General features: G+C 63.9%; 19 protein-coding genes. 16 read left to right on the forward strand and 3 right to left on the reverse strand.

Translation table 11 applies throughout. The annotated features are described in order from the left end of the window. The first annotated feature begins 2 nt into the window (after window positions 1-2). From MLB1_RS17180 to MLB1_RS17200, 5 genes are all read left to right on the forward strand, one after another. Window positions 3-953: a hypothetical protein gene (locus MLB1_RS17180; RefSeq protein ID WP_371750644.1), complete on the forward strand. Its 951-nt coding sequence runs from the start codon at window positions 3-5 to the stop codon at window positions 951-953. Then, window positions 950-1,714, forward strand: a complete 765-nt coding sequence (locus tag MLB1_RS17185; protein WP_180751263.1) for a hypothetical protein — start codon at window positions 950-952, stop codon at window positions 1,712-1,714. Before MLB1_RS17180 ends, MLB1_RS17185 begins: the two co-directional genes overlap by 4 nt. A gap of 38 nt (window positions 1,715-1,752) precedes the next feature. Continuing rightward, the gene (locus tag MLB1_RS17190) at window positions 1,753-2,772 is read left to right on the forward strand and encodes a hypothetical protein (protein WP_371750645.1); all 1,020 of its coding nucleotides are present in this window, start codon (window positions 1,753-1,755) and stop codon (window positions 2,770-2,772) included. A gap of 72 nt (window positions 2,773-2,844) precedes the next feature. Beyond that, window positions 2,845-3,936 (forward strand): CaiB/BaiF CoA-transferase family protein, encoded by a 1,092-nt coding sequence (locus MLB1_RS17195; RefSeq protein ID WP_180751051.1) that lies wholly within the window; start codon window positions 2,845-2,847, stop codon window positions 3,934-3,936. Window positions 3,937-4,034: 98 nt separating this feature from the next. Beyond that, entirely contained in the window at window positions 4,035-5,108 is a 1,074-nt protein-coding gene (locus MLB1_RS17200) for an alpha/beta hydrolase (RefSeq protein ID WP_180751052.1), read from the forward strand. Here MLB1_RS17200 and MLB1_RS17205 read toward each other — a convergent pair. Beyond that, window positions 5,097-6,266 carry a pyridoxal phosphate-dependent aminotransferase gene (locus tag MLB1_RS17205; RefSeq protein ID WP_180751053.1) on the reverse strand — a complete coding sequence of 390 codons (1,170 nt, stop codon included), beginning with the start codon at window positions 6,264-6,266 and terminating at the stop codon, window positions 5,097-5,099. The genes MLB1_RS17200 and MLB1_RS17205 overlap by 12 nt on opposite strands. Window positions 6,267-6,287: 21 nt before the next feature. Then, window positions 6,288-6,695, reverse strand: a complete 408-nt coding sequence (locus MLB1_RS17210) for a hypothetical protein (protein WP_180751054.1) — start codon at window positions 6,693-6,695, stop codon at window positions 6,288-6,290. Between the two features lie 282 nt (window positions 6,696-6,977). On the opposite strand from MLB1_RS17210, the gene MLB1_RS17215 reads away from it, so the two are divergent. The 6 genes from MLB1_RS17215 to MLB1_RS17240 all read left to right on the forward strand — a co-directional run bounded on the left by MLB1_RS17215 (window position 6,978) and on the right by MLB1_RS17240 (window position 18,086). Further along, window positions 6,978-8,186 (forward strand): acetyl-CoA C-acetyltransferase, encoded by a 1,209-nt coding sequence (locus MLB1_RS17215; RefSeq protein ID WP_180751055.1) that lies wholly within the window; start codon window positions 6,978-6,980, stop codon window positions 8,184-8,186. Window positions 8,187-8,215: 29 nt separating this feature from the next. Continuing rightward, on the forward strand, window positions 8,216-10,363 hold the full coding sequence (locus tag MLB1_RS17220) for a 3-hydroxyacyl-CoA dehydrogenase NAD-binding domain-containing protein (RefSeq protein WP_180751056.1): 2,148 nt from the start codon (window positions 8,216-8,218) through the stop codon (window positions 10,361-10,363). 576 nt (window positions 10,364-10,939) lie between these two features. Further along, the gene (locus MLB1_RS17225; RefSeq protein WP_180751057.1) at window positions 10,940-12,331 is read left to right on the forward strand and encodes a condensation domain-containing protein; all 1,392 of its coding nucleotides are present in this window, start codon (window positions 10,940-10,942) and stop codon (window positions 12,329-12,331) included. 60 nt (window positions 12,332-12,391) lie between these two features. After that, window positions 12,392-13,591, forward strand: coding sequence for a serine hydrolase domain-containing protein (locus MLB1_RS17230; RefSeq protein ID WP_180751058.1), 1,200 nt, complete (start codon window positions 12,392-12,394; stop codon window positions 13,589-13,591). Next, entirely contained in the window at window positions 13,588-14,949 is a 1,362-nt protein-coding gene (locus MLB1_RS17235) for a hypothetical protein (protein ID WP_180751059.1), read from the forward strand. Before MLB1_RS17230 ends, MLB1_RS17235 begins: the two co-directional genes overlap by 4 nt. 2 nt (window positions 14,950-14,951) lie before the next feature. After that, entirely contained in the window at window positions 14,952-18,086 is a 3,135-nt protein-coding gene (locus MLB1_RS17240; protein WP_180751060.1) for an MMPL family RND transporter, read from the forward strand. Here MLB1_RS17240 and MLB1_RS24295 read toward each other — a convergent pair. Next, window positions 18,013-18,681 carry a TetR/AcrR family transcriptional regulator C-terminal domain-containing protein gene (locus tag MLB1_RS24295; protein WP_180751061.1) on the reverse strand — a complete coding sequence of 223 codons (669 nt, stop codon included), beginning with the start codon at window positions 18,679-18,681 and terminating at the stop codon, window positions 18,013-18,015. The genes MLB1_RS17240 and MLB1_RS24295 overlap by 74 nt on opposite strands. Before the next feature lie 65 nt (window positions 18,682-18,746). Here MLB1_RS24295 and MLB1_RS17250 point away from each other — a divergent pair, with 65 nt between their 5' ends. From MLB1_RS17250 to MLB1_RS17270, 5 genes are all read left to right on the forward strand, one after another. Beyond that, a complete protein-coding gene (locus tag MLB1_RS17250) occupies window positions 18,747-20,216 on the forward strand; it encodes an FAD-dependent monooxygenase (RefSeq protein ID WP_180751062.1) in 1,470 nt (489 codons plus the stop codon). 1 nt (window position 20,217) lies between these two features. Continuing rightward, window positions 20,218-21,219 carry an LLM class F420-dependent oxidoreductase gene (locus MLB1_RS17255; RefSeq protein ID WP_180751063.1) on the forward strand — a complete coding sequence of 334 codons (1,002 nt, stop codon included), beginning with the start codon at window positions 20,218-20,220 and terminating at the stop codon, window positions 21,217-21,219. An 87-nt stretch (window positions 21,220-21,306) separates the two neighbouring features. Further along, on the forward strand, window positions 21,307-21,792 hold the full coding sequence (locus MLB1_RS17260) for an SRPBCC family protein (protein ID WP_180751064.1): 486 nt from the start codon (window positions 21,307-21,309) through the stop codon (window positions 21,790-21,792). A gap of 23 nt (window positions 21,793-21,815) precedes the next feature. Next, a complete protein-coding gene (locus MLB1_RS17265) occupies window positions 21,816-23,165 on the forward strand; it encodes a PA14 domain-containing protein (RefSeq protein ID WP_180751065.1) in 1,350 nt (449 codons plus the stop codon). 71 nt (window positions 23,166-23,236) lie between these two features. Beyond that, window positions 23,237-24,382 carry an acyltransferase gene (locus tag MLB1_RS17270; RefSeq protein ID WP_180751066.1) on the forward strand — a complete coding sequence of 382 codons (1,146 nt, stop codon included), beginning with the start codon at window positions 23,237-23,239 and terminating at the stop codon, window positions 24,380-24,382. Window positions 24,383-24,384 lie beyond the last annotated feature (2 nt).

Below are 24,384 nucleotides of genomic sequence, written 5' to 3' on the forward strand. Positions count from 1 at the left end.
CGGTGGTTGCCGAGGCCGGACCGGCTCCAAAACCCCGGTGGCCGTTTGTCGCACTCATCGCGCTCGGTGTGCTGCTGTTCGTGGTCCCGGTGGTCACCGGGATGTTCACGCGCGCCGCGGGTGGTCAACAGCTGCTCACCGAGTTTCACCCCTTCGTGTCGTCGGAGGTGCTCACCAAATTCCGCGGTTACCTCGACACCGTGGATGCCGCCCGCGCCGATGTGCAGGCGACCCAGGCTGTCGCGGGCGGGCACTATGAGCGTCTGGATTCCTTTGTCGCGCAATATCCGTCGATCCGACAGGATATGAACGGTCTGCTGGACGCGGTAGACGGTCAGGTGGGCAACTACGGGAAGCTGCGCGCCGTCGGCCCGTTCGACGTGTTTCCGTTCCTGCTGGCGGTGCCGGGACTAGTCTTGGTCGGCGCCGGGGTCTGGGGTCTTCGACGGACACGAAACGGCGAAAAGGCGCTTGGTGCGCGGGTTCTCGCGGTCCTGGCGGCAGTGGTGCTGATCGCCGTACCGTTCGCTGACGGGCTCTTCTCCCGTGCTCCGGCGGGTACCCAGCTCATCGATGCCTTCACCCCGATCATGACGCATGAACGAGTGGCGGCGGTTCAGCGGCATTTCGTGGTGCTGGTCGCAGCGGAAGGGGAGCTGGACACCCAGTTCCTCGGTGATCTACGGCATCATGATCCGGCCCGCGCGGTTCCGGGTATCGACGCCTTTGTTGCCCAATGGCAGCCCATGACAGCGGATTTCGCTTCGCTTATCGGAGTGATGGCCGACAACGTGGACAACTTCGGCAGGGTGGTAGCGCTCGATCGGATCACCGTGCCGCTGGGTTTCCGGTCATTCGACTATTTCGGGTGGTTCTTCCTGGTGCCCGGTGTACTGGCGGCCGTGGCCGCTATTGACGTGAAAGGAGCCGCACGGTGGCCAAAAAGACGATGATGCGCAGCGCGCTTGGCGCGGCGCTGGCGGCGACGGTGCTGGTGACGGCTCCGGCCTGTGGGTCGGAGAAGCCGGCCGAGTCCGCACTCACCGGGCTCCTGGCATTGGAGCCCGGCACGATCGACGGGAACAAGCTCAGCGGAACCTGGTTCAAGATGGTGCAACCGGGCGGCAACCCGCAAGAGGGGCCCTTCATGCCGAATGCGAATTCTCCTGTGCCGCAGGGGGCGGCGACGCTGCTCGCACCGGGCACGGATGGCGGGCTAGTCCTGGGCGGCTACCAGGGTGAACCGGATCCTGCATTCGACGAGGCCACCGGATACTCGCTGGCCACTCGCGTGACCCAGCCGACGAAGTTCTTCAACATCGAATTCGGCATCTCCACCAACAAGATCGACCCGCAGACACGGCGCGAGCTTCTGGCGCCCTCGGCCACGGTGGCGGGCGACAAGATTACGGCGGACCTTTCCGCCTGGGCCGCCTCGTGGAACCGTCAGGAGTTCAACCAGGGCGCGCCCAAGCCGAAACCCAAGGAGCAGGCTCAGATTCCCGGCGAGGCGCGTGCCAAGCAGGTATGGGAGTTCGTCGCGGGGCGTTGGGTCGGTCGCGATTCCGTAGACGGCGAGAGTCCCAGGGCCACGGGGACATACGACAAGAACACCAAGAAGTTCACTCTCGATTGGACAAGTCTGATCGTGGGCGGCCCGTTCAACAGTTTCACCGGGGTCTGGCACCTCGAAGGTGTGGTGAAGGACCGATGAGTCGATTGGACGAAGATGAGACGGCGGCGTTGACCCCGATGCCGGCAGCAGAGACGGCTGCGATCGCCTCCACTGGTCGGACGCCCGCCAAGGAACGCGTATTCGTGGTCGCGGTAAGGACATTCGCTGCTATTACCGTGATTGGCAGCGTGGCCGCCATCACCCAGTTGTCGTACTCACCTCCGCGAGCACCCATCGTCGGGTATCAGATCGTGAACCGCGACGGCTCGATTCCCGAAGGGGCTATCCCCATCCCGGTGCCACCGCCGGGGCCGCAATTGGTGGCTCCCCTGCCTCGCCCTCAGACACCCTCGCATCCACCGGGGCAGGCCGCTGGACCGTTCGGTTTACTGCCTTCGGTGACCGACCGCGGCCTTCCGATATCTGTTGCTGCCCCTTGCCCTTTCGGCTGGCCCGCGCCGGGGCCGGATGAGCAGGGCGGGTTGGCGTCGCTGATCGACGTGGCACCGGCGGCTGGCGTGTTCTCATCGGAGGCGTTCGCCCCGGCCACGGCCTATGAACCGATTCTGAAGATGATGGGTCCGGTTCTGGCCCGGATCTCCCCGTTGCTGTCCCGGCATCCGTGGGGGATCGACCAGTTCGTCACCCGATTTCAGACCGTCATGGTGCGGATCCTCGAAGCGATCCTCCCCTACTACGGCCCCTACCGCGGCGACGTCCTCAAGGCCGAGGGTGACCTCGCGAAAGCGTTGACTCCCTTCTTGGAGAGTCTGTACAACACCCCGTCGGCGCAATGCCTTGTCGCATGGGAGGCCCAGCGCATCCGCGATGCGCGTGGGGGACGACCACCGGCGCTGCGCCTGCACGACCTCGGCAAGGTGATCGATCTGTTCCGCTCGACGCACTTCCGTGAGGGCGACGACGATCCACCACCCGCGCCGTTGCCCGTCTACGAGTACACGCCGCCGCCCGAGCCGCCACCGGCATCGGATGCCCCGGCCGCGCCGACCACGTCGCGGTCGCCGATCCCCAACTTCCCGACCCCAACTCCGACACCCGCACCGGTATCGGCTCCGGCGATCTCGTCGTCGCTGTAGTACGCGCCTTTGGGTCGGAGTGCGGGAGGGTTTCCCAACCAACGGGTTGACTGGGCACGCTAGGGTGGCCCCATGACTGACACAGGCGTCAAGACTGGCCCTCTCGCGGGCGTAAAGGTGATCGAGCTCGGCGGCATCGGTCCCGGGCCACACGCGGCAATGATGTTGTCCGACTTGGGTGCAGATGTCATCCGGGTGCGTCGCCCCGGCGGGCTTGCCATCCCTGCCGAGGAGAAGGATCTGTTCCACCGCGGCAAGCGCCTGGTCAACCTGGACGTCAAGAAGGACACCGAGGCGCTGCTGGCGCTCGTCGACAAGGCCGATGTGCTGCTGGACCCGTTCCGGCCCGGTGTGTGCGAGCGCATTGGGATCGGGCCGCAGGAGTGCGCCAAGCGCAACCCGCGCATCATCTTCGCCCGCATGACCGGTTGGGGCCAGAACGGGCCGATGGCGGAGCGTGCCGGACATGACATCAACTACCTGTCGCTGACCGGAGCCCTGGGGTCCATGGGTTACCGGGACCGCCCGCCGATGCCGCCGATGAACTTGGTCGCCGACTTCGGCGGTGGCTCAATGCTTTTGGTACAGGGGATCCTGGCGGCGCTGTACGAGCGGGAGAAGTCCGGCAAGGGGCAGGTTATCGACGCCGCGATGGTCGACGGTGTCAGCCAGCTCGCCCAGATGCAGTGGACGATGTACAACAACGGCCTGCTGTTCGACGAACGGGAATCTGGGCTGCTCGACGGTGGCGCGCCGTTCTACGGCACCTACGAGACCTCGGATGGCAAGTACATGGCGGTGGGTTCTATCGAGCCGCAGTTCTTCGCGATCTTGGTGCAGGGTCTGGGGCTGGACCCCGACAGTGTGCCGTTCCAGCTCGACAAGGCGCGGTACCCAGAGATGCGCAAGATGTTCGACGATGCCTTCAAGGCCAAGACACGCGACGAGTGGACCGAGATCTTCATCGGTACGGACGCCTGTGTGTCACCGGTGCTCACTTGGGGCGAGGCCAAGCAGGACGCACACCTGAGGGGGCGCGACACCGTGGTCGATGTCGATGGTGTGACCCAGGCCGCGCCCGCTCCCCGGTTCTCGCGGACTCCGAGCGGTCCTATCGAGGCGTCGCCGAAGGACACCACTGAAATCGCCGATATCGGCTGGTGATCTAGGCGGGACTATTAGTACTGGGTACTGATAGTCTCACGCAAAGCAACGACGCTACGAGGAGACCCGAACCGATGTCCCGTGCCCAAAAGAATGCTATGCCCGAACTTTCTGGGCCCGAGGTGACTGCTCCCGTGTACACCGGGCCGGAGTGGATGGGTAAGGCCAATTGGCATTCGGTCGCCGAGACCTACCTGTTCAAGGCATTGGGCAAGCCCGGTCTCTTCGCGATGACGCAGGCGATGTTGGCCGTCAATCGCCGGTTCCCGCAGTTTCTGCTGAACCGGCGATACGACGGGACGGAGCGGCTCATGGGCTGGGTGCCCGGCGTGCGCGGGACCCGCACCGAGCGCGTGCAGCTGCCAAACTGCCCTGCCGAGTGGACGTGGAACACCAAGAACGTACCGGGGCCCAGCTCATCAAGTGATGCGCCGGTGGTCGTCTACTTCCACGGGTCGGCATTCATCGCACTGGGCATCAACAGCCACCGCCCGCTGGTCAGCCATATCGCGCGTGACTCCGGTGCGCGGGCGCTAAGCGTGGGGTACCGGCTGTGCCCCCGCAATCTGGTCGAGGATGCCGTCGCCGACGGTGTCGATGCGTACCGGTATGTCCTGGATCAGGGTGTGGATCCGGACAACATCGTGCTGGCGGGCGATTCGGCCGGTGGCTTCCTGGCGGCGATGACCGCGATCGCGGTACGGGACCAGGGGCTGACTCCGCCCGCGGGCTGCGTGTTGATATCGGCGGCTACCAGTAATGATATGGAGCCGAAATACGCTGCAGGCAAACGTGTTGGCGATGCCATGTTCCCGGTGAACTTCTTGAAGATGATCAACGACGTGTTCCTGCTGCGCAACGGTGCGCGTCAGCCGGGGCCTTGCCCGGCCGACGCGGACCTGACGGGTCTGGGGCCGTTCCTGTTGCAGGTGGGCTCGCAAGAGGCATTGCGGTCGGACTCGGAGTTGCTCGCGGAACGCCTTGTCGCCGCCGGTGTTCCGGTGCGGCTGCAGATCTTCGATCGCGCCATTCACGTGTTCCAGGTGTTCGCGCTGTCCAACCCCGATGCGCGGCGTGCCGTCGCTGAGATCACCGATTTCATCAAGATCTTGCCGAGGCTGGCCAAGATGCGGCAGCATCCCCACACGGCTGCGGTGGGACTAGGCTCCTAGCCTCGCCAGTCGGGCTATCGCCTCGTCGATTACTGCGTCGCGTTTGGCGAAGGTGAACCGCACCAGGTGATTCCATTGGCCCGCGTAGGCGTCGCAGAAGGCGCTTACCGGAACTGCCGCCACCCCAACGGCTTCCGGGAGGCGCTGGCAGAGCTCTGCGCTGTCGCTGAACCCGAGAGGCCGCGGGTCGACGCATACGAAGTACCCACCCTCGCTGCGGTGCACCTCGAAACCCAGCCCGGCGAGAGCATCGGACAGGCGATCGCGCCTGCGCTGCAGCGACCCCCGCAAGTTCTTCACCCACGCTTGTTCGGTGTCGAGTGCTACCGCAATGGCGGGCTGAAAGGGTCCCCCGCCGACGTAGGACAGGTATTGTTTGGCGGCCCGCACTCCTGAGATCAACTCTGGTGCGCCACAAGCCCAGCCAATCTTCCAGCCGGTGCAGTTGAATGTCTTGGCGGCACTGGAGATCGTCACGGTGTGATCGGCCATCCCCGGCAGGCTGGCCATCGGCGTGTGGGTGCGCCCGTCGAACAACAGCCGTTCATAGACCTCGTCGGAAATGACGATCAGGTCGTGTTCGACGGCGAGTGCGGCGACCCGTGCCAGCTCCTCGTCGGTGAACACGGCGCCGGTCGGGTTATGCGGTGAGTTGATCACCAGCGCCGCCGTCCGGGGAGTGATCGCGGCGGCCAGCGCATCGAGGTCCAGCGCGAAGCCGTCCGCGTCGGGCACCAGGGATACCGGCACCAGCGTGGCACCGGCCATCGCCACCACCGCCGCGTAGGAGTCGTAGTAGGGCTCGATGAGGATGACCTCCGAGCCGGGCTCGACGAGCCCGAGTAGCGCCCCGGCGATTGCTTCGGTGGCGCCGACGGTGACCAGGACCTGAGTGTCCGGGTCCAGATCCTCCCCGTACCGGGCCAGCCGGTCGGCGGCGATGGCCCGGCGCAGCTCGGGAATGCCCGGGCCGGGCGGGTATTGGTTCATTCCGCTTGCGATGGCTTCGCGTGCGGCCTCCAGCATGGCGGGCGGGCCGTCCTCATCGGGAAAGCCCTGTCCCAGATTGATCGCGTCATGTTGGACGGCCAGCGCCGACATCTCGGCGAAAATCGTGGTGGCGTATGGCCGCAGCCGCCTGACGGTCCTCGGCTCCACGGTCGCAGCCTACCGCCGGTTCTAGCAGCTGGGCGGTTCGAAGGACAGGTCGGTATCAGGTATCGGGCAGAAGTAGTGCGTCAAGCCGGGGTTGTCTCGGTCGCGGTTGTCCACGAAAACCTCCACATCCCGGTCGGCGCTGTATACCCGGTAATAGGTGGTGGTGTCCTCGAGGAAGAAATTCGCGACGATGGTCACCAACTCGGCCCCGGTACCCGCGGCGCGGGCCTGGCGCATGCAGTTCAGATAGTTGGGCGGGATCTCATGCGCCGGCGGCAGCATGCGCAATCGCCCGCAATAGTGCAGTGGCGCGCGTTGTTCGAAGGCGGCGTCTGGGCTGGTCTGCTCGGGCTCGGCCTGCGCCGGCGGCGCAAGTCCGGCCGCACCGATCGCCAGGGTCGCGAGCACCACGAAGGGCCATGTAGGCATGGCCCCAGACTGGTTGGCTCCGGTCCCGAGCGTGCGGATTTTGGTGGAATCTCGTCAGAGAGCACCGGAAACCGCACACTCGGCTGGGGCGCCACCCCCAGGTGAAGTACGCCGCGCAGCCCTCCCAACCAACGGGTTGGGAGGGCTGCGTACCGCCGGTGCGGTGTCCTGGTCTAACGTAGGGCTGTCTCGGTGAAACTGACCCGGAGTCAATCCGGGTGCAAACGCCGCGGCGCTTGCACCACATGCCCCATACGCACCTCCCTATAAGGACGTATACCCATGACTGAAGCATTCATCTACGAGGCCATCCGCACACCGCGCGGTAAGCAGAGGGGCGGCGCCCTCAACGAGGTCAAGCCGCTGAACCTTGTGGTCGGCCTGATCGAAGAGATCCGTCGCCGCTTCCCCGATCTGGACGAGAACCTGATCAGCGATGTCGTGCTCGGCGTCGTGGCCCCCGTCGGCGACCAGGGTGGCGATATCGCTCGCACCGCGGTGCTGGCCGCCGGCCTGCCCGACACCGTCGGTGGCGTGCAGCTCAACCGCTTCTGCGCCTCCGGCCTGGAAGCCGTCAATATCGCGGCCCAGAAGGTCCGTTCCGGTTGGGACGACCTGGTGCTCGCCGGTGGTGTGGAATCCATGTCGCGCGTGCCGATGGGCAGCGACGGCGGCGCCTGGGCCTCGGACCCGGCCACCAACTACGACGTGTCCTTCGTGCCGCAGGGCATCGGTGCCGACCTGATCGCCACCATCGAGGGCTTCACCCGTGACGATGTCGACGCCTACGCCGCCCGCTCGCAGGATCGCGCCGCGGCCGCATGGTCCGGCGGTTACTTCGCCAAGTCCGTTGTGCCGGTGAAGGACCAGAACGGTCTGCTCATCCTGGATCACGACGAGCACATGCGCCCCGGCACCACCGCCGCGGACTTGGGCAAGCTGAAGCCGGCCTTCGAGGGCCTCGCTGCTCTGGGTGGGTTCGACGATGTGGCACGCATCAAGTACACCTACGTCGAGAAGATCAACCACGTGCACACCGGCGGCAACAGCTCCGGCATCGTCGACGGCGCCGCCCTGGTGCTGGTCGGTTCCGAGGAGGCGGGTAAGTCACAGGGCCTCACCCCGCGTGCCCGGGTCGTGGCCACCGCCACCACCGGTGCAGAGCCGCTCATCATGCTGACCGGCCCCACCCCGGCCACCAAGAAGGCGCTCGACCGCGCCGGACTGACTGTGGACGATATCGATCTGTTCGAGCTCAACGAGGCCTTCGCCTCCGTGGTGCTGAAGTTCCAGAAGGATCTGAACATCCCGGACGAGAAGCTCAACGTCAACGGCGGTGCCATCGCCATGGGCCACCCCCTGGGTGCCACCGGCGCCATGATCACCGGAACCATGGTCGACGAGCTGGAGCGCCGTGGCCTGCGTCGCGCGCTGATCACGCTGTGCGTCGGCGGCGGCATGGGCGTAGCCACCATCATCGAGCGAGTCTGAGCCGGATAAGACAAGAGGAGCCAGAACCAATGAGTGCAAACACAATTCAGTGGGATAAGGATGCCGACGGCATCGTCACCCTCACCCTGGACGACCCCAACGGCTCGGCCAACGTGATGAACGACGACTACAAGCAGTCGATGGCCGCGGCCGTCAAGCGCCTTGTGGAAGAGAAGGATTCGATCACCGGCGTGGTTATCACCAGCGCCAAGAAGACATTCTTCGCCGGTGGTGACCTCACCAAGATCATCCAGATCCAGCCCGAGCACGCCCAGGAGGCCTTCAACGAGGTCGAGGAGATCAAGAAGGATCTGCGCACGCTGGAGACCTTCGGTCGTCCAGTCGTCGCCGCCATCAACGGCGCCGCCCTCGGTGGTGGCCTGGAGATCGCGCTGGCCACGCATTACCGGATTGCGGCCGATGTCAAGGGATCTCAGATCGGTCTGCCCGAGGTATCGCTGGGTCTGCTGCCCGGTGGCGGTGGCGTCACCCGCGTGACCCGCATGCTCGGCATCCAGAACGGCTTTGTCACCGTGCTGGCGCAGGGCACCCGGTTCAACCCGACCAAGGCCAAGGAAGTCGGCCTGGTTGACGAATTGGTCGGCTCCGTCGACGAGCTGATCCCTGCCGCCAAGGCGTGGGTCAAGGCCAACCCCGAAGCCGTGCAGCGCTGGGATGTCAAGGGCTACAAGATCCCTGGCGGCACTCCGGCCACCCCGGCGTTGGCGGCCATCCTGCCGTCATTCCCGTCGAACCTGAAGAAGCAGCTCAAGGGTGCGCCGATGCCGGCCCCGCGGGCCATCCTGGCCGCTGCGGTCGAGGGTGCTCAGGTGGACTTCGATACGGCCAGCCGCATCGAGAGCCGCTACTTCACCAGCCTGACCACCGGCCAGGTCGCCAAGAACATGACGCAGGCGTTCTTCTTCGACCTGCAGACCATCAACGGCGGCGGATCGCGCCCGGAGGGCATCGCTGCGACGCCGATCAAGAAGATCGGTGTGCTGGGCGCGGGCATGATGGGCGCCGGTATCGCCTATGTCTCGGCCAAGGCCGGTTACGACGTGGTGCTCAAGGATGTCACGCTGGAGGCCGCCCAGAAGGGCAAGGCCTACTCGGAAAAGATTGAAGAGAAGGCTCTTTCGCGCGGCAAGACCACCGCCGAAAAGTCCGCGGCACTGCTGGCCAAGATTACTCCTGCCGCCGATCCCGCCGATCTGGCCGGTGTCGACTTCGTGATCGAGGCGGTCTTCGAGAACACCGAGCTCAAGCACAAGGTCTTCCAGGAGATCGAGGATGTCGTGGAGCCCAACGCACTGTTGGGCTCGAACACCTCCACGCTGCCCATCACCGGGTTGGCTGCGGGTGTGAAGCGCCAAGAGGACTTCATCGGTATCCACTTCTTCTCACCGGTCGACAAGATGCCGCTGGTGGAGATCATCCGGGGCGAGAAGACCTCCGATGAGGCGCTGGCCCGCGTGTTCGACTACGTGCTGGCCATCAAGAAGACCCCGATTGTCGTCAACGACAGCCGCGGCTTCTTCACCTCGCGTGTCATCGGCACCTTCGTCAACGAGGCCGTCGCCATGCTGGCCGAGGGCATCGAGCCCGCGACCATCGAGCAGGCTGGCAGCCAGGCCGGGTATCCGGCTCCGCCGCTGCAGCTTTCGGATGAGCTGAACTTGACGCTGATGCAGAAGATCCGCAAGGAGACCGTCGAGGCCGCCAAGGCCGCCGGCCAGGACGTGCCGGAGGATCCGGCGGGCCGGGTCATCGACACCCTGGTGGAGGCGGGCCGTCCGGGCCGTCTGGGCGGTGCCGGCTTCTACGACTACGTGGATGGCAAGCGCACCGAGCTGTGGCAGGGACTGCGGGAGACCTTCAAGACCCGCAATGGCGCCGATCCCGCCAACCCACCGCTGCAGGACCTCATCGAGCGCATGCTGTTCGCCGAGGCCCTCGAAACGCAGAAGTGCTTCGACGAGGGTGTGCTGACCTCGACCGCGGATGCCAACATCGGTTCCATCTTCGGTATCGGGTTCCCGCCCTGGACCGGTGGCGTGCACCAGTACATCGTGGGTTACCCCGGTGGCAAGGCTGGGTTCGTCGCTCGTGCAAAGGAATTGGCCGCCAAGTACGGCGATCGCTTCAACCCGCCCGCATCGCTCTTGGACGCGTAGACAGGGCTAGAACGAACCCTCAGCCGCTCACCCTTCGGGGTGGGCGGCTGAGGTCGTTTCAGGGGGCGCTGACGAGTGATCGTGGATTCAGAATCGTCGTGAGATTCCCAGTAGGCGTCGGTATCGGGGCCGAAATGCCTTGTGGATTCTGCAGATTTAGAGGCGGCCGCCAGAAATAGTTGCCCCGCGGACGTGGCGTGCGCCACAGTATCGATCGCCGAGGGGGTGGCACACAAATTTATCCGGTGATCCCGTAGGTTCTCTGATGACACTACAAACATAGTTATTGGTTATTCGCGTACCCAGAGATGAATTAGCAGGTCATAGGGTATTTCTAGACGCAAGTTATATTTGCTAGGACTGGGTTACCGTAAGACTTTCAGTAAGTTGCTGTAACTTGATGTAGCGGGACGTTACCCACAGTTCACTAGCTATTTCTTTCACGTAACGTACCTTTGCGAGATATTTATTCGCTACGCTGCGCGCGATGAGTAATATCTTTGCCACTCGCAATGCGGCAGGTAAATCGAATTTGGTTCGGCTCGTATCCAAGATCGCTGGACGGGGATAGGGACGATGGTTGCACTCGGAACGATCCACGATTGGCGCCCCAAGCCCGGGACCGTCATCTCTTGGAGCGCTTCGCCCCGTGCCCGCGAGGTCGCGGTACAAGCGCCCGCCAGTGCCGTTCCGCCCAGTTACCAGCAGGCGCAGCACCTGCGCTCGTACCGGGAGCTTGCCCGCCAGGACCGCGAGATGGGCCGGCTCGGGATCGGTGCCTGGGACATCCCGGGTACGTGCGATATCGACGCCATGACCGCGGCCATCAACGCACACCTGCGGCGACATGACACCTACCACTCGTGGTTCGAGTTCGATCCTGAGGACCGAATCGTCCGGCACGCGATCGAGGACCCGGAGTCGATCGACTTCGTGCCCCAGGACCATGGACTGCAGCGACCCGATGAGATCCGTGCGCACCTGCTGCGCACCTCGGGGACGCCGCTCACGTGGGACTGCTTCACGTTCGGCGTGATTCAGCGTGCGGACCACTTCACCGTGTACCTGAGCGTGGACCATCTGCACACCGACGGGATGTCTACCGGAATCTTGTACGTCGAGATCCAACTGATGTATGCCAGCCTCCTGTACGGGTCGGCCATGCAGCTCCCGCCGCCGGCGGGCTACCTGGAATTCTCCGCTCGCGAGCATGCGCACAACCAGGCCATGAACCTCTCCTCCTACGAGGTGCGGGCCTGGATCCAGTACGCGCAGGACAACGGCGGCACCCTGCCCGACTTCGCGCTGCCGCTCGGGGACCGGTCGGTGCCGAACGTCGGCGGGATGGTGGCGGCCCAGTTGATGGACGCCGAGGAAACGGTGGCATTCGAGAAGGCATGTGAACAAGCGGGCGTGCGCTTCAGCGGTGGCGTGTTCGCGTGCGCGGCCTTGATCGACCGCGAGATCACCGGCGCCGATACCTTTTACGGCATTACCCCCTATGACACTCGCAGCACCGCGGAGGAGCAGCTGTCCGCGGGCTGGTACGCGAGTTTCATCCCCTTCGTCGTCGACATGTCGGACGGATCCTTCGCCAGCGTCGCGAGATCCGCACAGAAGTCGTTCGACGAATGTCAACCCCTGGCCAAGGTGCCGTTCGAGCGGGTGCTGGAACTAGCCGGCCCGGAATCCGGGCTGACCGCTCCTGAGTACGTAGTGCCGATGGTGTCCTTTCTGGACGCGCGCAAGATCCCAGTCAGTGCCGAATGGGATCGCATCAATGGTGGAATCTTCGGGGACAGCCGATCTTCTGACCAGGTCTGTATGTGGGTCAACAGGTTTGAGAACGAAACAAACCTGACTATCTCATTCCCCGACAACGCCGTCGCCCGTGAATCTGTGTCGCGCTATCTCGAAGTAGCACGCCTGGTTTATCAGCGTGTCGCGCAGTCACAGTTCGTTTCCTGAAACCGCGGCGTTGCGGCCGCACTATGCAGCATTGAACAGCAGTGAAAGGTGGGCATTGGCATGAGCACAAGCCTCGATATTGCGGTGAATGGAACCAGCTCACCGGATTTCGACAACGTCCGGCATGCGTTCGCGTTGAACTTCCTGGAGAACGACGAGCTGGGCGCGGCCGTCGCGATCTGGGTCGACGGGGAGCTCGTCGTCAACCTCTGGGGCGGCTGGGCTGATGAGGCCCGCACCCGTCCGTGGACGGAAGACACCTTGGCGCCGGTGTATTCCGGCACCAAGGGGTTGATGAGCACCTGCGTTCACATGCTCATCGAGCGCGGTGTGCTCGACCTGCATGCGCCGATTGCCCGGTACTGGCCCGAATTCGGCCAGGCCGGTAAGGAATCCATCACGGTGGCCATGGTGCTCGGGCACCGCTCGGGTGTGATCGGACCGCGCACCCGGTTGACGCCCGAGCAGGCCGCCAACTGGGACGAGGTGTGCGAGCACCTCGCCAGGGCGGCACCTTGGTGGGAACCCGGGACCGCGCAGGGCTACCACATGGCGACATTCGGGTTCATCCTCGGCGAGGTCGTCCGTCGCACCACGGGGCAGACGCTTGGCGAGTTCCTGCGCACCGAGATCGCCGAGCCGTTCGGGCTTGACGTACATGTGGGATTACCCCATGGCGAGCACCACCGCTGCGCCGAGATGGTCAACAAGCCCTTCCTACGCGATGTCTTCCGCGGAGCGCCTTCGGAATTCGATGCCATGAGCGATCATCCGCTGTCCGGCCCGCTGATCTCCGGCGACTTCATCCCCGACGACGAGATCGCCCGGCGGGATATCGGGTTGTGGCGGGCACTGGAGTTCCCGGGCACCAACGCGCATGTGTCGGCGCTCGGCCTGGCCACCTTCTACAACGCCATGGCGCGCGAGAAGCTACTCAGCCGGGAGCACATGAATCTGGTGCGGGTGTCGCAGGGCGGGTTCGATCCCGACGTCGTGCTGGGACCGCGGGTGGCCAACCATGGATGGGGCCTGGGCTACATGCTCAACCAGCGCTGCTATGCCGGGCCAAATCAGAAGATCTTCGGACACGGCGGATCTGGCGGTTCCTACGCATTCGTCGACCTGGAGCACCGTATCGGGTACTCGTATGTGATGAACCAGTTCGACGTGACCAAGGCAGATGCCGATCCTCGCAGTGTGCGGCTTATCAACGAGCTCTACACCACGTTGGGGGTGGCGCCGGCGGGAGAGTCGCTATGACGGCGACAATCCCAGTCACCGGTTCCGTCTTCGGGACTGCCAGGGCCAGTGCCCATCTAGATTTCGTCGACCAGGCATCTTTCCTGGGCGTGCGGGCCACCGAGATGTCCACACTGGGACAGATGGTCTGGATCTACGAACGTGATATCGACACCGACCGACTGCGCGTATTCCACGCCAATCTGGGACGGGGACTCTTCGGGCGGCGAATCGAACGGTCTCGCTTGCCGTTCGGGCGCCATCGCTGGGTGCTCGATCCGTTCTGTCACCCGATCGACGTCGAGCTGGCACCGCTGCCACGGGCCGAACTGCAGGATTGGGTGCACCGGCATGCGCAGTTGCCGATCGACCCCGAGTACGGCCCGGCCTGGCGGTTGGGCGTGGCTCGATTCGCCGACGGCGCCACCGCGGTGAGCCTGGTGGTCTCGCACACCATCGCCGACGGGGTGGGCATGTGCCAGGCCATCGCCGATGCTGCCAACGATGCGGATCTGCCCCTGGGGTACTCGATACCGCAGTCGCGCAAGCGGTTCCGCGGTGTGGGCGAAGACTTGCGGCGTACATGGCGGGATTTGCCGGAGGCCGGCCGGGCCTTTCGTAGGGCCACCAAGATGATGTCTGCGCGGCGCCAAGACATCCGGCATGCCGCGCTGCCCCCACAGTCTTCCCGTGTCGACCAAGTGCCGGCAGCCACCGTCTACCTGGACGAAACCCATTGGGACACACATGCGCGGGGCCGCGGAGGCACCAGCAACTCGCTTGTGGGCGCTTTCGCGGCGCAGCTCGCCACGAAGCTTGGCCGGACCGGGGAAGACGGCAAGGTGACGCTGTCCATGCCGGTGAACGAGCGCATCGAGGGCGATGTCCGCGCCAACGCGATGACCTCGGTGATGTTCACGATCGACCCCGCAGATGTGTCGATCGATCTGCGCGGTATCCGCAATGCCACCAAGCAGGTGCTTTCCGGTCTGCGCGATGAGCCCGACGAGAAATGGGCGCTGCTGCCGCTCACTCCATTCATCCCGCGCGCGGCCGCACGGCGGCTGGCCAATGTGGCGTTGGAGTACAACGATTTCCCGGTGGGCTGCTCAAACGTGGGGCCGCTGCATTCCGATGTGAACCGGCCCGACGGCACTCACGCCGACTACATCTTCTGCAAGCTCGCCGAGCAGCGGGTGCGCCCCGATGAGGTGTTGAGCACTTACGGGCAGTTGTTCCTCGCCTCGGGCCGGGTCAACGGTCAGGTCTTCGTGGCGGTCGTCGCCTACCAGCCCGGAATCGTCGAATCACGGGCAGAATTGACCGCGTACCTCTCCGAGACGCTTGACGACTTCGGCCTGCGCGGTGTGATCGAGTAGCCGTGGCGGACAACACAGGTGGTATCTACGGACTGATCGCTCGGATCGTCCGGAAGGCTCCTGTCGTCGTCATCGGGTTTTGGATCGGGCTGGCGGCGGTCTTGGCTCTGACTGCGCCGTCGCTGCAGAAGGCCATCGAGGATCACCCCGTCGATCTGCTGCCCAAGGATGCTCCCGTCATGGAGACCACCCGGCAGATGGTCGAATCGTTCCAGGAGTCGGGTGCACAGAACATCCTGCTGATCGTCCTCACCAACGAGAATGGGCTGACCCCAGCGGACGAACAGACCTACCGGATTCTCGCGGCCCGAATGCGCGAGGACACCCGTGATGTGAGCATGGTGCAGGACTTCATCACCAAACCGATGCTGCGCGAGATGATGTCGAGTACCGACGGCAAGGCGTGGTATTTGCCGGTGGGATTGCAGGGTGAGCTCGCCACGCCCGAATCCGGTAAGGCCTATGTTGGGGCCTTAAAGATCATCAAGGACGCCACCGAGGGCACCACCCTGAAGGCCTTTACGACGGGGCCGACCGCCACCGTCGGGGATCTGACGGTGGTGGGAGAGCGTGACCTGCATAAGGTCGAAATCACCACGGCTGCTTTGGTTCTTCTCATCTTGCTGATCGTCTACCGCAATCCGGTGACGATGATGCTGCCGCTCGTCGTGGTGGGTGTTTCGCTGGGTATCGCCCAGGCGGCCGTCGGGGGACTGGCGCAGATGGGTCTGAGCATCTCGAATCAGACGCTGACGTTTATGACCGCGATGATGATGGGCGCGGGCGTCGACTACGCGGTCTTCCTCATCAGCCGATATCACGAGTACGTGAAACAGGGCATGGATTCCGATAGCGCGGTGGCCGCCGCGTTGGAGTCGATCGGCAAGGTGGTCGCGGCGTCGGCAGCGACGGTGGCGGTGACCTTCCTGGGGATGGGCTTCACCAAGCTGGGCATCCTGTCTACCATCGGTCCCGCGCTGAGCGTGTCCATCCTCATCGCATTCGTGGCCTCGGTGACCTTCCTCCCCGCGGTGCTGGTCCTGGTGGGGCGTCGGGGCTGGGTGAAGCCGAGAAAGGCCTATGCCAACAAGATTTGGCACCGTTCGGGCATCAACATCGTCAAACGGCCGGGTACGCACCTGGCGGTGAGCCTGGTCATTCTGATCATTCTCGCCACCTGCGGTGCGATGGTGAAGTTCGGCTACGACGACCGCAAGAACCTGCCGGCCTGGGCCGACAGCAACCAGGGTTATGCCGCGATCGAGAAGCACTTTCCGGTGAATTCGACGCTGCCGCAGTACCTCTACATCAAGTCGCCCCATGATCTACGCACCCCGCGCGGGCTGGCAGACCTGGAGCAGATGGCCGCGCGGGTGAGCCAGGTTCCCGGTGTCGACAAGGTTCGTGGAATCACCCGTCCGACCGGTGAACCGCTTGAGGAGGCCAAGCTGTCCTTCCAGGCCGGTGAGGTCGGCGGGAAGCTGGGCGATGCCTCGAACCTGATCGACGCCCGGACGACGGACCTGGACAAGCTCGCGGCGGGCGGACATACGTTGGCCGACAAGCTTGGTCAGGTACGCGACTCGGTGAAGAACAATCTGGGCACGGCGCGCGCACTGGTCGACGTGCTCGCTCAGCTGCGGGGTAGTGGAAAGACCGGCACGCTGGCTGATCTCGATTCCGTGGACAAGCTGGTGATCAGCATGCATTCGTTGGGCGACGCCATCGAGTCGAATGCTCAGAGCTCCAGCGAGGTGTATGGCTGGATCGAACCCGTCGCACGTGCTCTGGTCGGCAATCCGGCCTGCGAGATGGACGCCGCGTGCCGGTCCTCGAGGGAGGAGATGAACCGGTTCCTGGAGACGAAACAGGATGGGACCAGGGACAGGATCGTCGAACTGGGGCGTGAGCTGAAGGCGGTCGACAACGATAAGCAGATCACCTCGACCATCGCCAAGCTGCGCACGGCGTTGAACTCCATCGACACGAACCTGCGCAGGCTCGGTCTGGCCGACACCTACGGCATCCAGCAGAAGTTCTCGGAGGTCCTCACCGGGGTCAACTCGCTCGCCGACGGCAGCGGGCAGCTTGCCGAGGGTGTGCAAATGCTGGTGGACCAGACCAAGCAGATGGGCGGCCAGCTGGGCGACGCGTCCACGGTTCTGGTTGCCGCCAAGCGTGATGCCGCACCCGGATCGATGTCCGGGTTCTATATCCCGCAGCAGGTGCTTACCCAGGAATCTTTCAAAACTGCTGCAGCGGCGTTTGTTTCCGCGGACGGGCATGCGGTGCGCTACCTGGTGCAGAGCAACCTGAACCCATTTAGTCCCGAGGCGATGGATCAGGTCCGCGCCATCCAGGATGCCGCACATAGCGCGCAGCCCAACACCACGTTGTCCGATGCATCCATCTCGATGGCGGGGTTGTCGGCTATGTACAACGATATCCGCAATTACTACAACCACGATCTGCGATTCATCATCGTGCTGACGGTGATCGTGGTGTTGCTGATCCTCGTCGCGCTGCTGCGGGCCATCGTTGCGCCGCTGTATCTCATTGGCTCGGTGATCATTTCGTATGCCTCGGCGGTGGGCATCGGGGTGATCACCTTCCAGTTCATCGGTGGGCAACCGTTGAGTTGGAGTGTGCCCGGGATGGCGTTCATTGTGCTGGTCGCCGTGGGCGCCGACTACAACCTCCTCTTCATCTCGCGTATTCGCGACGAGTCGCCCGACGGCATCCGCTCTGGTGTCATCAAGACGGTCAAATCGACCGGTGGCGTAATCACCTCTGCCGGAGTGATTTTCGCCGCATCGATGTTCGGTCTGCTGATCGGCAATCTGCAGTCGATGGTCGAAGCGGGCTTCATCATCGGCATGGGTCTGCTCCTGGATACCTTCCTGGTACGCACCATCACCATTCCCGCCCTGGTGGTGCTGTGTGGACAGGGGAACTGGTGGCCCTCGGCGATCGTGGAACCCTGGTTCCGTCAACGATTCTCGCGGTCGAAGGCGAAGCCGGATGCTGCCGAGGAACAAGAACCCGACGCGGAGTCCGAACCGATCAGCGCCGAGTTGCCACCCGAGGAGCCGCAGACTTCCGTTTCCCGCGAAGTCGAGCTCGTAGGCCGTCGATGATGACGGCTAGCCCGTCCTCAAAGTCTGCATCGAAGTCGGGTTCGTAGAGCTCGGAAAAAGCCTGTGCCACAGTGGGATGCGTGGTCATGTCCACATGCGCCCGCATGTTCTCCTCGCTGTAGGGATTCGATTCCGGATACTCGAAACCGTCGCGAGTCTGCTGTTCGATGGTGAATCCGATGGTGTAGTGAAAGATCGTTGGCGTCAGTCGCGCGGCATCGCGCAGGGTGAACCCGGCCTTCGTCATCACGTTGAGCATGGGTTCGGTCATGTCGGCGGCCTTTGCGGTGGCGGTGCCGGCGAGAATCCGTGCCCCTTGGTGATAGCGCAGCATTTCGCGGCGTAGCGCGCGGGCGCCCTCGGTGAGGAATTGATCCCACCGCGGCGTCGAGAGATCGAATTTGTTTACGGCGTCGCCGAACATCGCGTCGGCCATCGCATCGACGAGGTCGCGGCGGTTCTTCACATGCCAGTAGAGCGCGGGTGCCTGGACGCCCAAGGCCGCCGCGACCGACCGCATGGTCAGGTTCTCGGCGCCGTGCCGGTCCAGCAGGACGAGGCCGGCGCGAGCGATGGTTTCACGATCGAGGGACACATTGACACCTTAACAACGTTAAAGTAAATATGGTTGTAATACCTATAACGACGTTAAGGAGTGTCATGACCGAGCATGCCGTAGTCATCGCAGGTGGCGGGCCGACCGGACTGATGCTGGCCGGTGAACTGGCCCTCGCCGGTATCGATGTCGCTGTCTTGGAACGTCGAGGCAGTCACGAGGAGGCGGGCTCTCGTGCAGCGGGGGTGCATTCGCGCACCATCGAGGTGTTCGATCAGCGCGGTATCGCAGACAGGTTTCTCTCCCAGGGGATGACCGGTCAGGTGACCCATTTTTCGGGCATCTTCATGAGCATCGAGGATTTCCCCACCAGGCACCCGTACGCGTTGGGTCTGCTTCAGCACTACACCGAGAAAACGCTCGCGGCCTGGATCGCCGAACTCGGGGTGCCGATCTATTACGACGTGGAGGTCATCGGATTCAACCAGGACGACGCCGGTGTGAACGTAGAACTTGCCGATGGTCGCGCGATGCGCGGGCATTACCTGATCGGATGCGATGGCGGGCGCAGCACCATCCGTAAGGCCTCGGGGATCGGATTTCCCGGCTATGACCCGTCCTGCTCGGCGATGTTGGTCGATGCCGAGATCACCGAGCAACCGCTCGAATTCGGACTGCTACGCAAGCCGGGTCAATCCTTCCTCGGCATCTTGCCGTTCGAGGAGGGGTGGTGCCGTCTGGTCTTCAGCACGGACCTCTCCCGGCTAGGCATCGAACCGACCTTGGCGGAAGCCAAGGAAGCGCTTATCGCCATTGCAGGAACTGATTTCGGCATTCACAGCCCGCGCTGGATGTCCCGGTTCTCCGATATGACCCGACAAGCCGACCGATACCGCGACCGACGCCTGTTCCTGGCCGGAGATTCCGCGCACATCCATTTCCCGTTCGGTGGGCAGGGACTCAACACCGGAGTCCAGGACGCGGTGAATCTCGGCTGGAAGCTTGCCGCGGTGATCAAGGGAGAAGCGCCGGACTCGCTGCTGGACACCTATCACTCCGAGCGCCACCCGGTGGCAGAACGGGTACTGCATAACACCATGGCGCAGACGCCGTTATCCGATGCGGGCCCCCGCATGGACGCGCTGCGCGATATCGTCGCCGAACTGCTTGCCATGGACGAGCCGCGTAAGCGGATTGCCGGAATGATGAGCGGCCTGGACATTCATTACGGGCTGGGCGAGGGGCACCCGCTGCTTGGCCGCCGCATGCCGGATCTCGATGTGGCGACTGCGGACGGGCTGACCAGGGTGTACCCCTTTCTGCACACCGCCCGCCCGGTGCTGCTCAACTTCGGGGCGCCGGGGCAGCTGAGCATCGACGGGTGGGCGGACCGAGTTCAGCTGATCGACGCCAAATACACCGGTATATGGGAACTTCCGGTACTGGGCGAGGTTGCGGCACCGGACGCCGTGCTGGTGCGGCCCGACGGGTACGTCGCTTGGGTGGGCGACGGTTCCGATACGGGTCTCGCCGAGGCGCTGACTCGATGGTTGGGGCCGGGCGTCCGGGCGTAGTGTGGCCCAGGTGGCCGAGACACTGCAGTTCGGAGCTTTCATCCCGCAAGGCTGGCGCTTGGACCTGGTAGGCATCGCACCCGAGCATCAATGGGATGTCATGCGCGATCTGGTCCGCTATGCAGAGGACGGTCCCTGGGACTCGGTATGGGTCTACGACCACTTCCATACCGTGCCGGTACCCACCGACGAGGCGACCCATGAGGCGTGGACGCTGATGTCCGCCTTCGCCGCCGTTACCTCGCGGATCAAGCTGGGGCAGATGTGCACGGCGATGGGATACCGAAACCCGGTGTATCTGGCCAAGGTCGCCGCGACGGTAGACCTCATCTCGGGCGGGCGCACTCAGATGGGCATCGGCGGCGGCTGGTACGAGCACGAGTGGCGCGCATACGGTTACGGATTTCCCGATGCTGCCGAACGCCTCGGCAGATTACGCGAAGGGGTCCGCATCATGCGCGATGCCTGGCGGGACGGTCGCGTCACCCTGGACGGCAGGTATTACCAGGTATCCGATGCGATTGTGGCGCCCAAGCCACTGCAGCGGGGCGGAATTCCCCTGTGGATTGCCGGCGGTGGCGAGAAGGTGACGTTGCGGATCGCGGCGCGCTATGCCCAGTACACCAACTTCGGACAGACGCCCGAGGAATTCGAGCACAAGTCGAAAGTGCTTGCGGGGCACTGTAAGGATGTCGGTACGGACTTCGATGCGATTGTCCGGAGCGTCAACGTGAACGTCGTCATAGGCGCCGACGATGCCGAGGTCGCCGACCGGTTGGCGGCCATCAAATCGCGGCTCGTCCCGGTCATCGGCGAGGACGTGGCCGAGGTGATGGTGGGCAATCTGGCCGAGACGGCCGGGACCCCGGAACAGATCGCCGAGCGTCTGACGGAGTTCCGCAACCGCGGACTGGGATATGCGATATGCAATTTTCCGGAGGCCGCCTACGACCGTTCCGGAATCGACTTGTTCGTACGTGAGGTCGTTTCTGCACTGACCTGATCGCCTTGAACAAGCGTGGAGTTGCGCGAGCGGCTGCAGCGGTAGCCCATCTTGTTTACACAATTACTAGTACCGTAAGTTACCGGCATGCCTGCACTTCAGTCCGTCGATGAAACCTTCCTGGCCACCGCTCCGGTTGTAGTCAGCGAAACCATCTCAGTTCCGCTCTCCGCCGACGCGGTGTGGCGCGAGCTGACCAATGACACCACCTTGCGGTGGCTGGCTCCCGGCCTTCGGGTGATCTGGGGCAGTCCCCGGGCCGGTGTCGGCGCCGTCCGCCGGATCGGTCCGGTAGTCGGACCGAAGGCGCACGAGAAGTACTTCCTCTGGGAGGAGGGTCGGCGCAAGGCCTTCTATATGGTCAAGCCCCCGCTGCCGCTGCCCGGACTACGGGCGTTCGCCGAGGACTACGTGGTGACACCGACCCCCCAGGGCTCCGAATTCACGTGGGTATGGGCGATCGACGGTTCGGGGCTGGTGCGCCATGTGGCGCCGGTGGTGCGCGCCATCGTGGGCTTCGGGATGAAACGCACCCAGCGGCACCTCACCAAACTTGCCGCGGCCGGAAGGTAAGCAGCCGCCCGTAGAGTGAATTCGTGCGCGCGGCAGTCCTGCTCTCGGTGTTCCTGTTGGTGGCTGCCTGTGCGCCGGTCGGTCCCGGGACGGACGTCGCGGCGACGAACCCTTGCGATGTGGGTCAGTACTGGACGCGTTACTACAACAACACCGATCAGTCGGGCACTGCGGTGCTCGCCAGATGCGAGTACTCAGTCGGCGGGCACTTCACCGGATCACCCGCGCCATGGGTTAATGCCGACGGATTCTCGGTCGATGCCACCGGCTCGATCCGGTTTCCGGTGGCGGGTGAGTATCGGATCGCCTCGATGAGCGGTGGTGTCGTCGCGCGCGTGTGGCTCGATGGCGAGCAGATCTTCGATCACGCCGACACCCGCGACTGGGGCACCGACCTTGCCACGCGGAACGTCGAGGCCGGTGTGCACACCATCCGGGTCAGCTTTCTCAATGCCGGCGGCCCTGCGGTACAAGAGTTCTCGGTGTCCCAAACGGCGCGCGGGCCGGTATCGACGAACGGTAACTATTTCGCGGCCAACTCATTCCTGAATCAGCCTCTCCCGCCGAACCCGCCGGTCGACCCTCGGTCGCCGTATTGGGTTGCCGCGCTGCTGAACAATCCGAGTATCAAGACCATCGACGTCAACGAGGACATCTGGACCACTGCGGTGTATCACGCCCCCGCGGGCACTCCCACCCGCGCCGTCACCGTCCGCAACAGTGGGAAATCGATCGACGTCCCGTATCTGCCGCACTACCGACCCACGCAGGACTCTGACGCTCACATCGCGATCATTGACGACACCAACGGATGTGAGTACGAATTCCAATCCTTCGCAACGGAATCCATGTCGGCGATCGCCCAGGCCACCTATCGGGTCGACACCGGATCAGGAGGACATGTCAGTGGGCCCGCACATTCGGGAGGCGAGCTGTCCTATCTCGCGGGGCTGATCACGCCGGAAGATGTGCAGGGCGGAGTGATCGATCATGCACTGCGGTTTGCCATCCCCATCAATGCACCCACCTATGTGTATCCGGGTACGCGCTCGGACGGCACGGTCCCGGACGGGGTACCGGAGGGGATAAGGATTCAGCTTGATCCGTCCCTCGATCTGCGAACGTTGAATCTCAGCCCCTTTCAACGAATGGTCGCGACGGCGCTGCAGAAGTACGGGGCGTTTGACGCGGACGTCGCCAAGAGCTTCTCGCTGACGGCGCGAAGCGTGATCGACGGCACCCGGTACCCGACCCATATCGAGGACCTGCCCAGGGAGTTGATCGGGCAACTTCGGTTCCTGACGCCCTCGATCAGCTCGACGGATATCCAGCTCGACACTGCCGACGACGGGGTATGTAAACAGCAACGGTAATCTGGCTACGCCCGTACCCTACTTTCGATGCAGCGAATCCTTCGCGATCATCGAGTTGGAGAGTCGTAGTAGTGAACCAGCATCTCGCTGATGACAGGCTGTCGCAACGCGCGGTGGCCGCCTACGAGTCGTTCCTTGCGACAAAGAAATTCGGGGCGCTGGACGGCCTGCGAGCACTGAGTGTCCTCGCGGTGATCTGGCACCACACGTCCGGGACGCCCGGTCCGCGGATCTCGCAGAGCGGATTCATGGGCGTCGATTTCTTCTTTGCGATCAGCGGCTTTCTCATCACCACCTTGCTGATCCGCGAACGTGATCGCGCCGAGTCTATATCGCTGCGAAACTTCTACGCACGCAGGGCGTTACGCATATTCCCGCTGTACTACGTGGTGCTGATGCTATACATCGTGCTGGTGTTCGCCACCGAGCGCGGTACGGCAAAGGGTGAGCAATTCTTCGGGAACTTAGCGGCCTTCCTGACCTACACCGTCAACTGGTTTGTCGACCTCACCAGCGGCACCTCGGTGCCGTTCTATTTTTCGTGGTCGCTGTCCACGGAGGAGCAGTTCTACCTGCTGTGGCCACCGCTGTTGGTGGGTGCTCTGTTGGTGGGCAAGGGGCGAATCTGGGCACCGCTCACCGTGCTTTTCGCTTTGGCGTCGGTATCCGTCTGCGCCGGCATCTTCCTGGACACTGAGCTGCTGCCCTGGCGCATGCTGGCGAGCCTGTCATTGCCCATCCTGCTCGGCGCGGCCTTCGCGATTGTCGTGAACACCCGTCGCGGCTACGCCGCGGTCGCGATGGTGCTGGGTTGGTGGTGGTCGGCCCCTGCGGTCTTTGCGGTGATGATCGCAGGACTGTGGTGTGGCGCCCCGTCATGGTCGATCCAGATCGTGATGGCCGTTGCCGTTACCGCCGTCACTATCCGCGAGAACACGCTGATGCATCCGGTACTGACGTGGCGGCCCCTCGCGTTCATCGGCGTGATCAGCTACGGCATCTACCTGATGCATATGTTGTGCGCCAACGTCGTACGCCGGCTTGTGCACGAAGAGCAGGGACTGGCGCTCTGCGCTGGCACGGTTGTCCTCGTCATCGCCGTTGCCTACCTGAGCTTCCGGTACTTCGAGACGCCCTTGCTGCGGATCAAGCGCCGCTTCGAATCACCCGCCGAGCAGGCCGGCGACGAACTCTCCCGGGCTCAGGACGAGCGTTGAGT

Origin of the sequence: Mycobacteroides sp. LB1 (genome assembly GCF_013449725.1) — a bacterium.
Lineage (GTDB): Bacteria > Actinomycetota > Actinomycetes > Mycobacteriales > Mycobacteriaceae > Mycobacterium.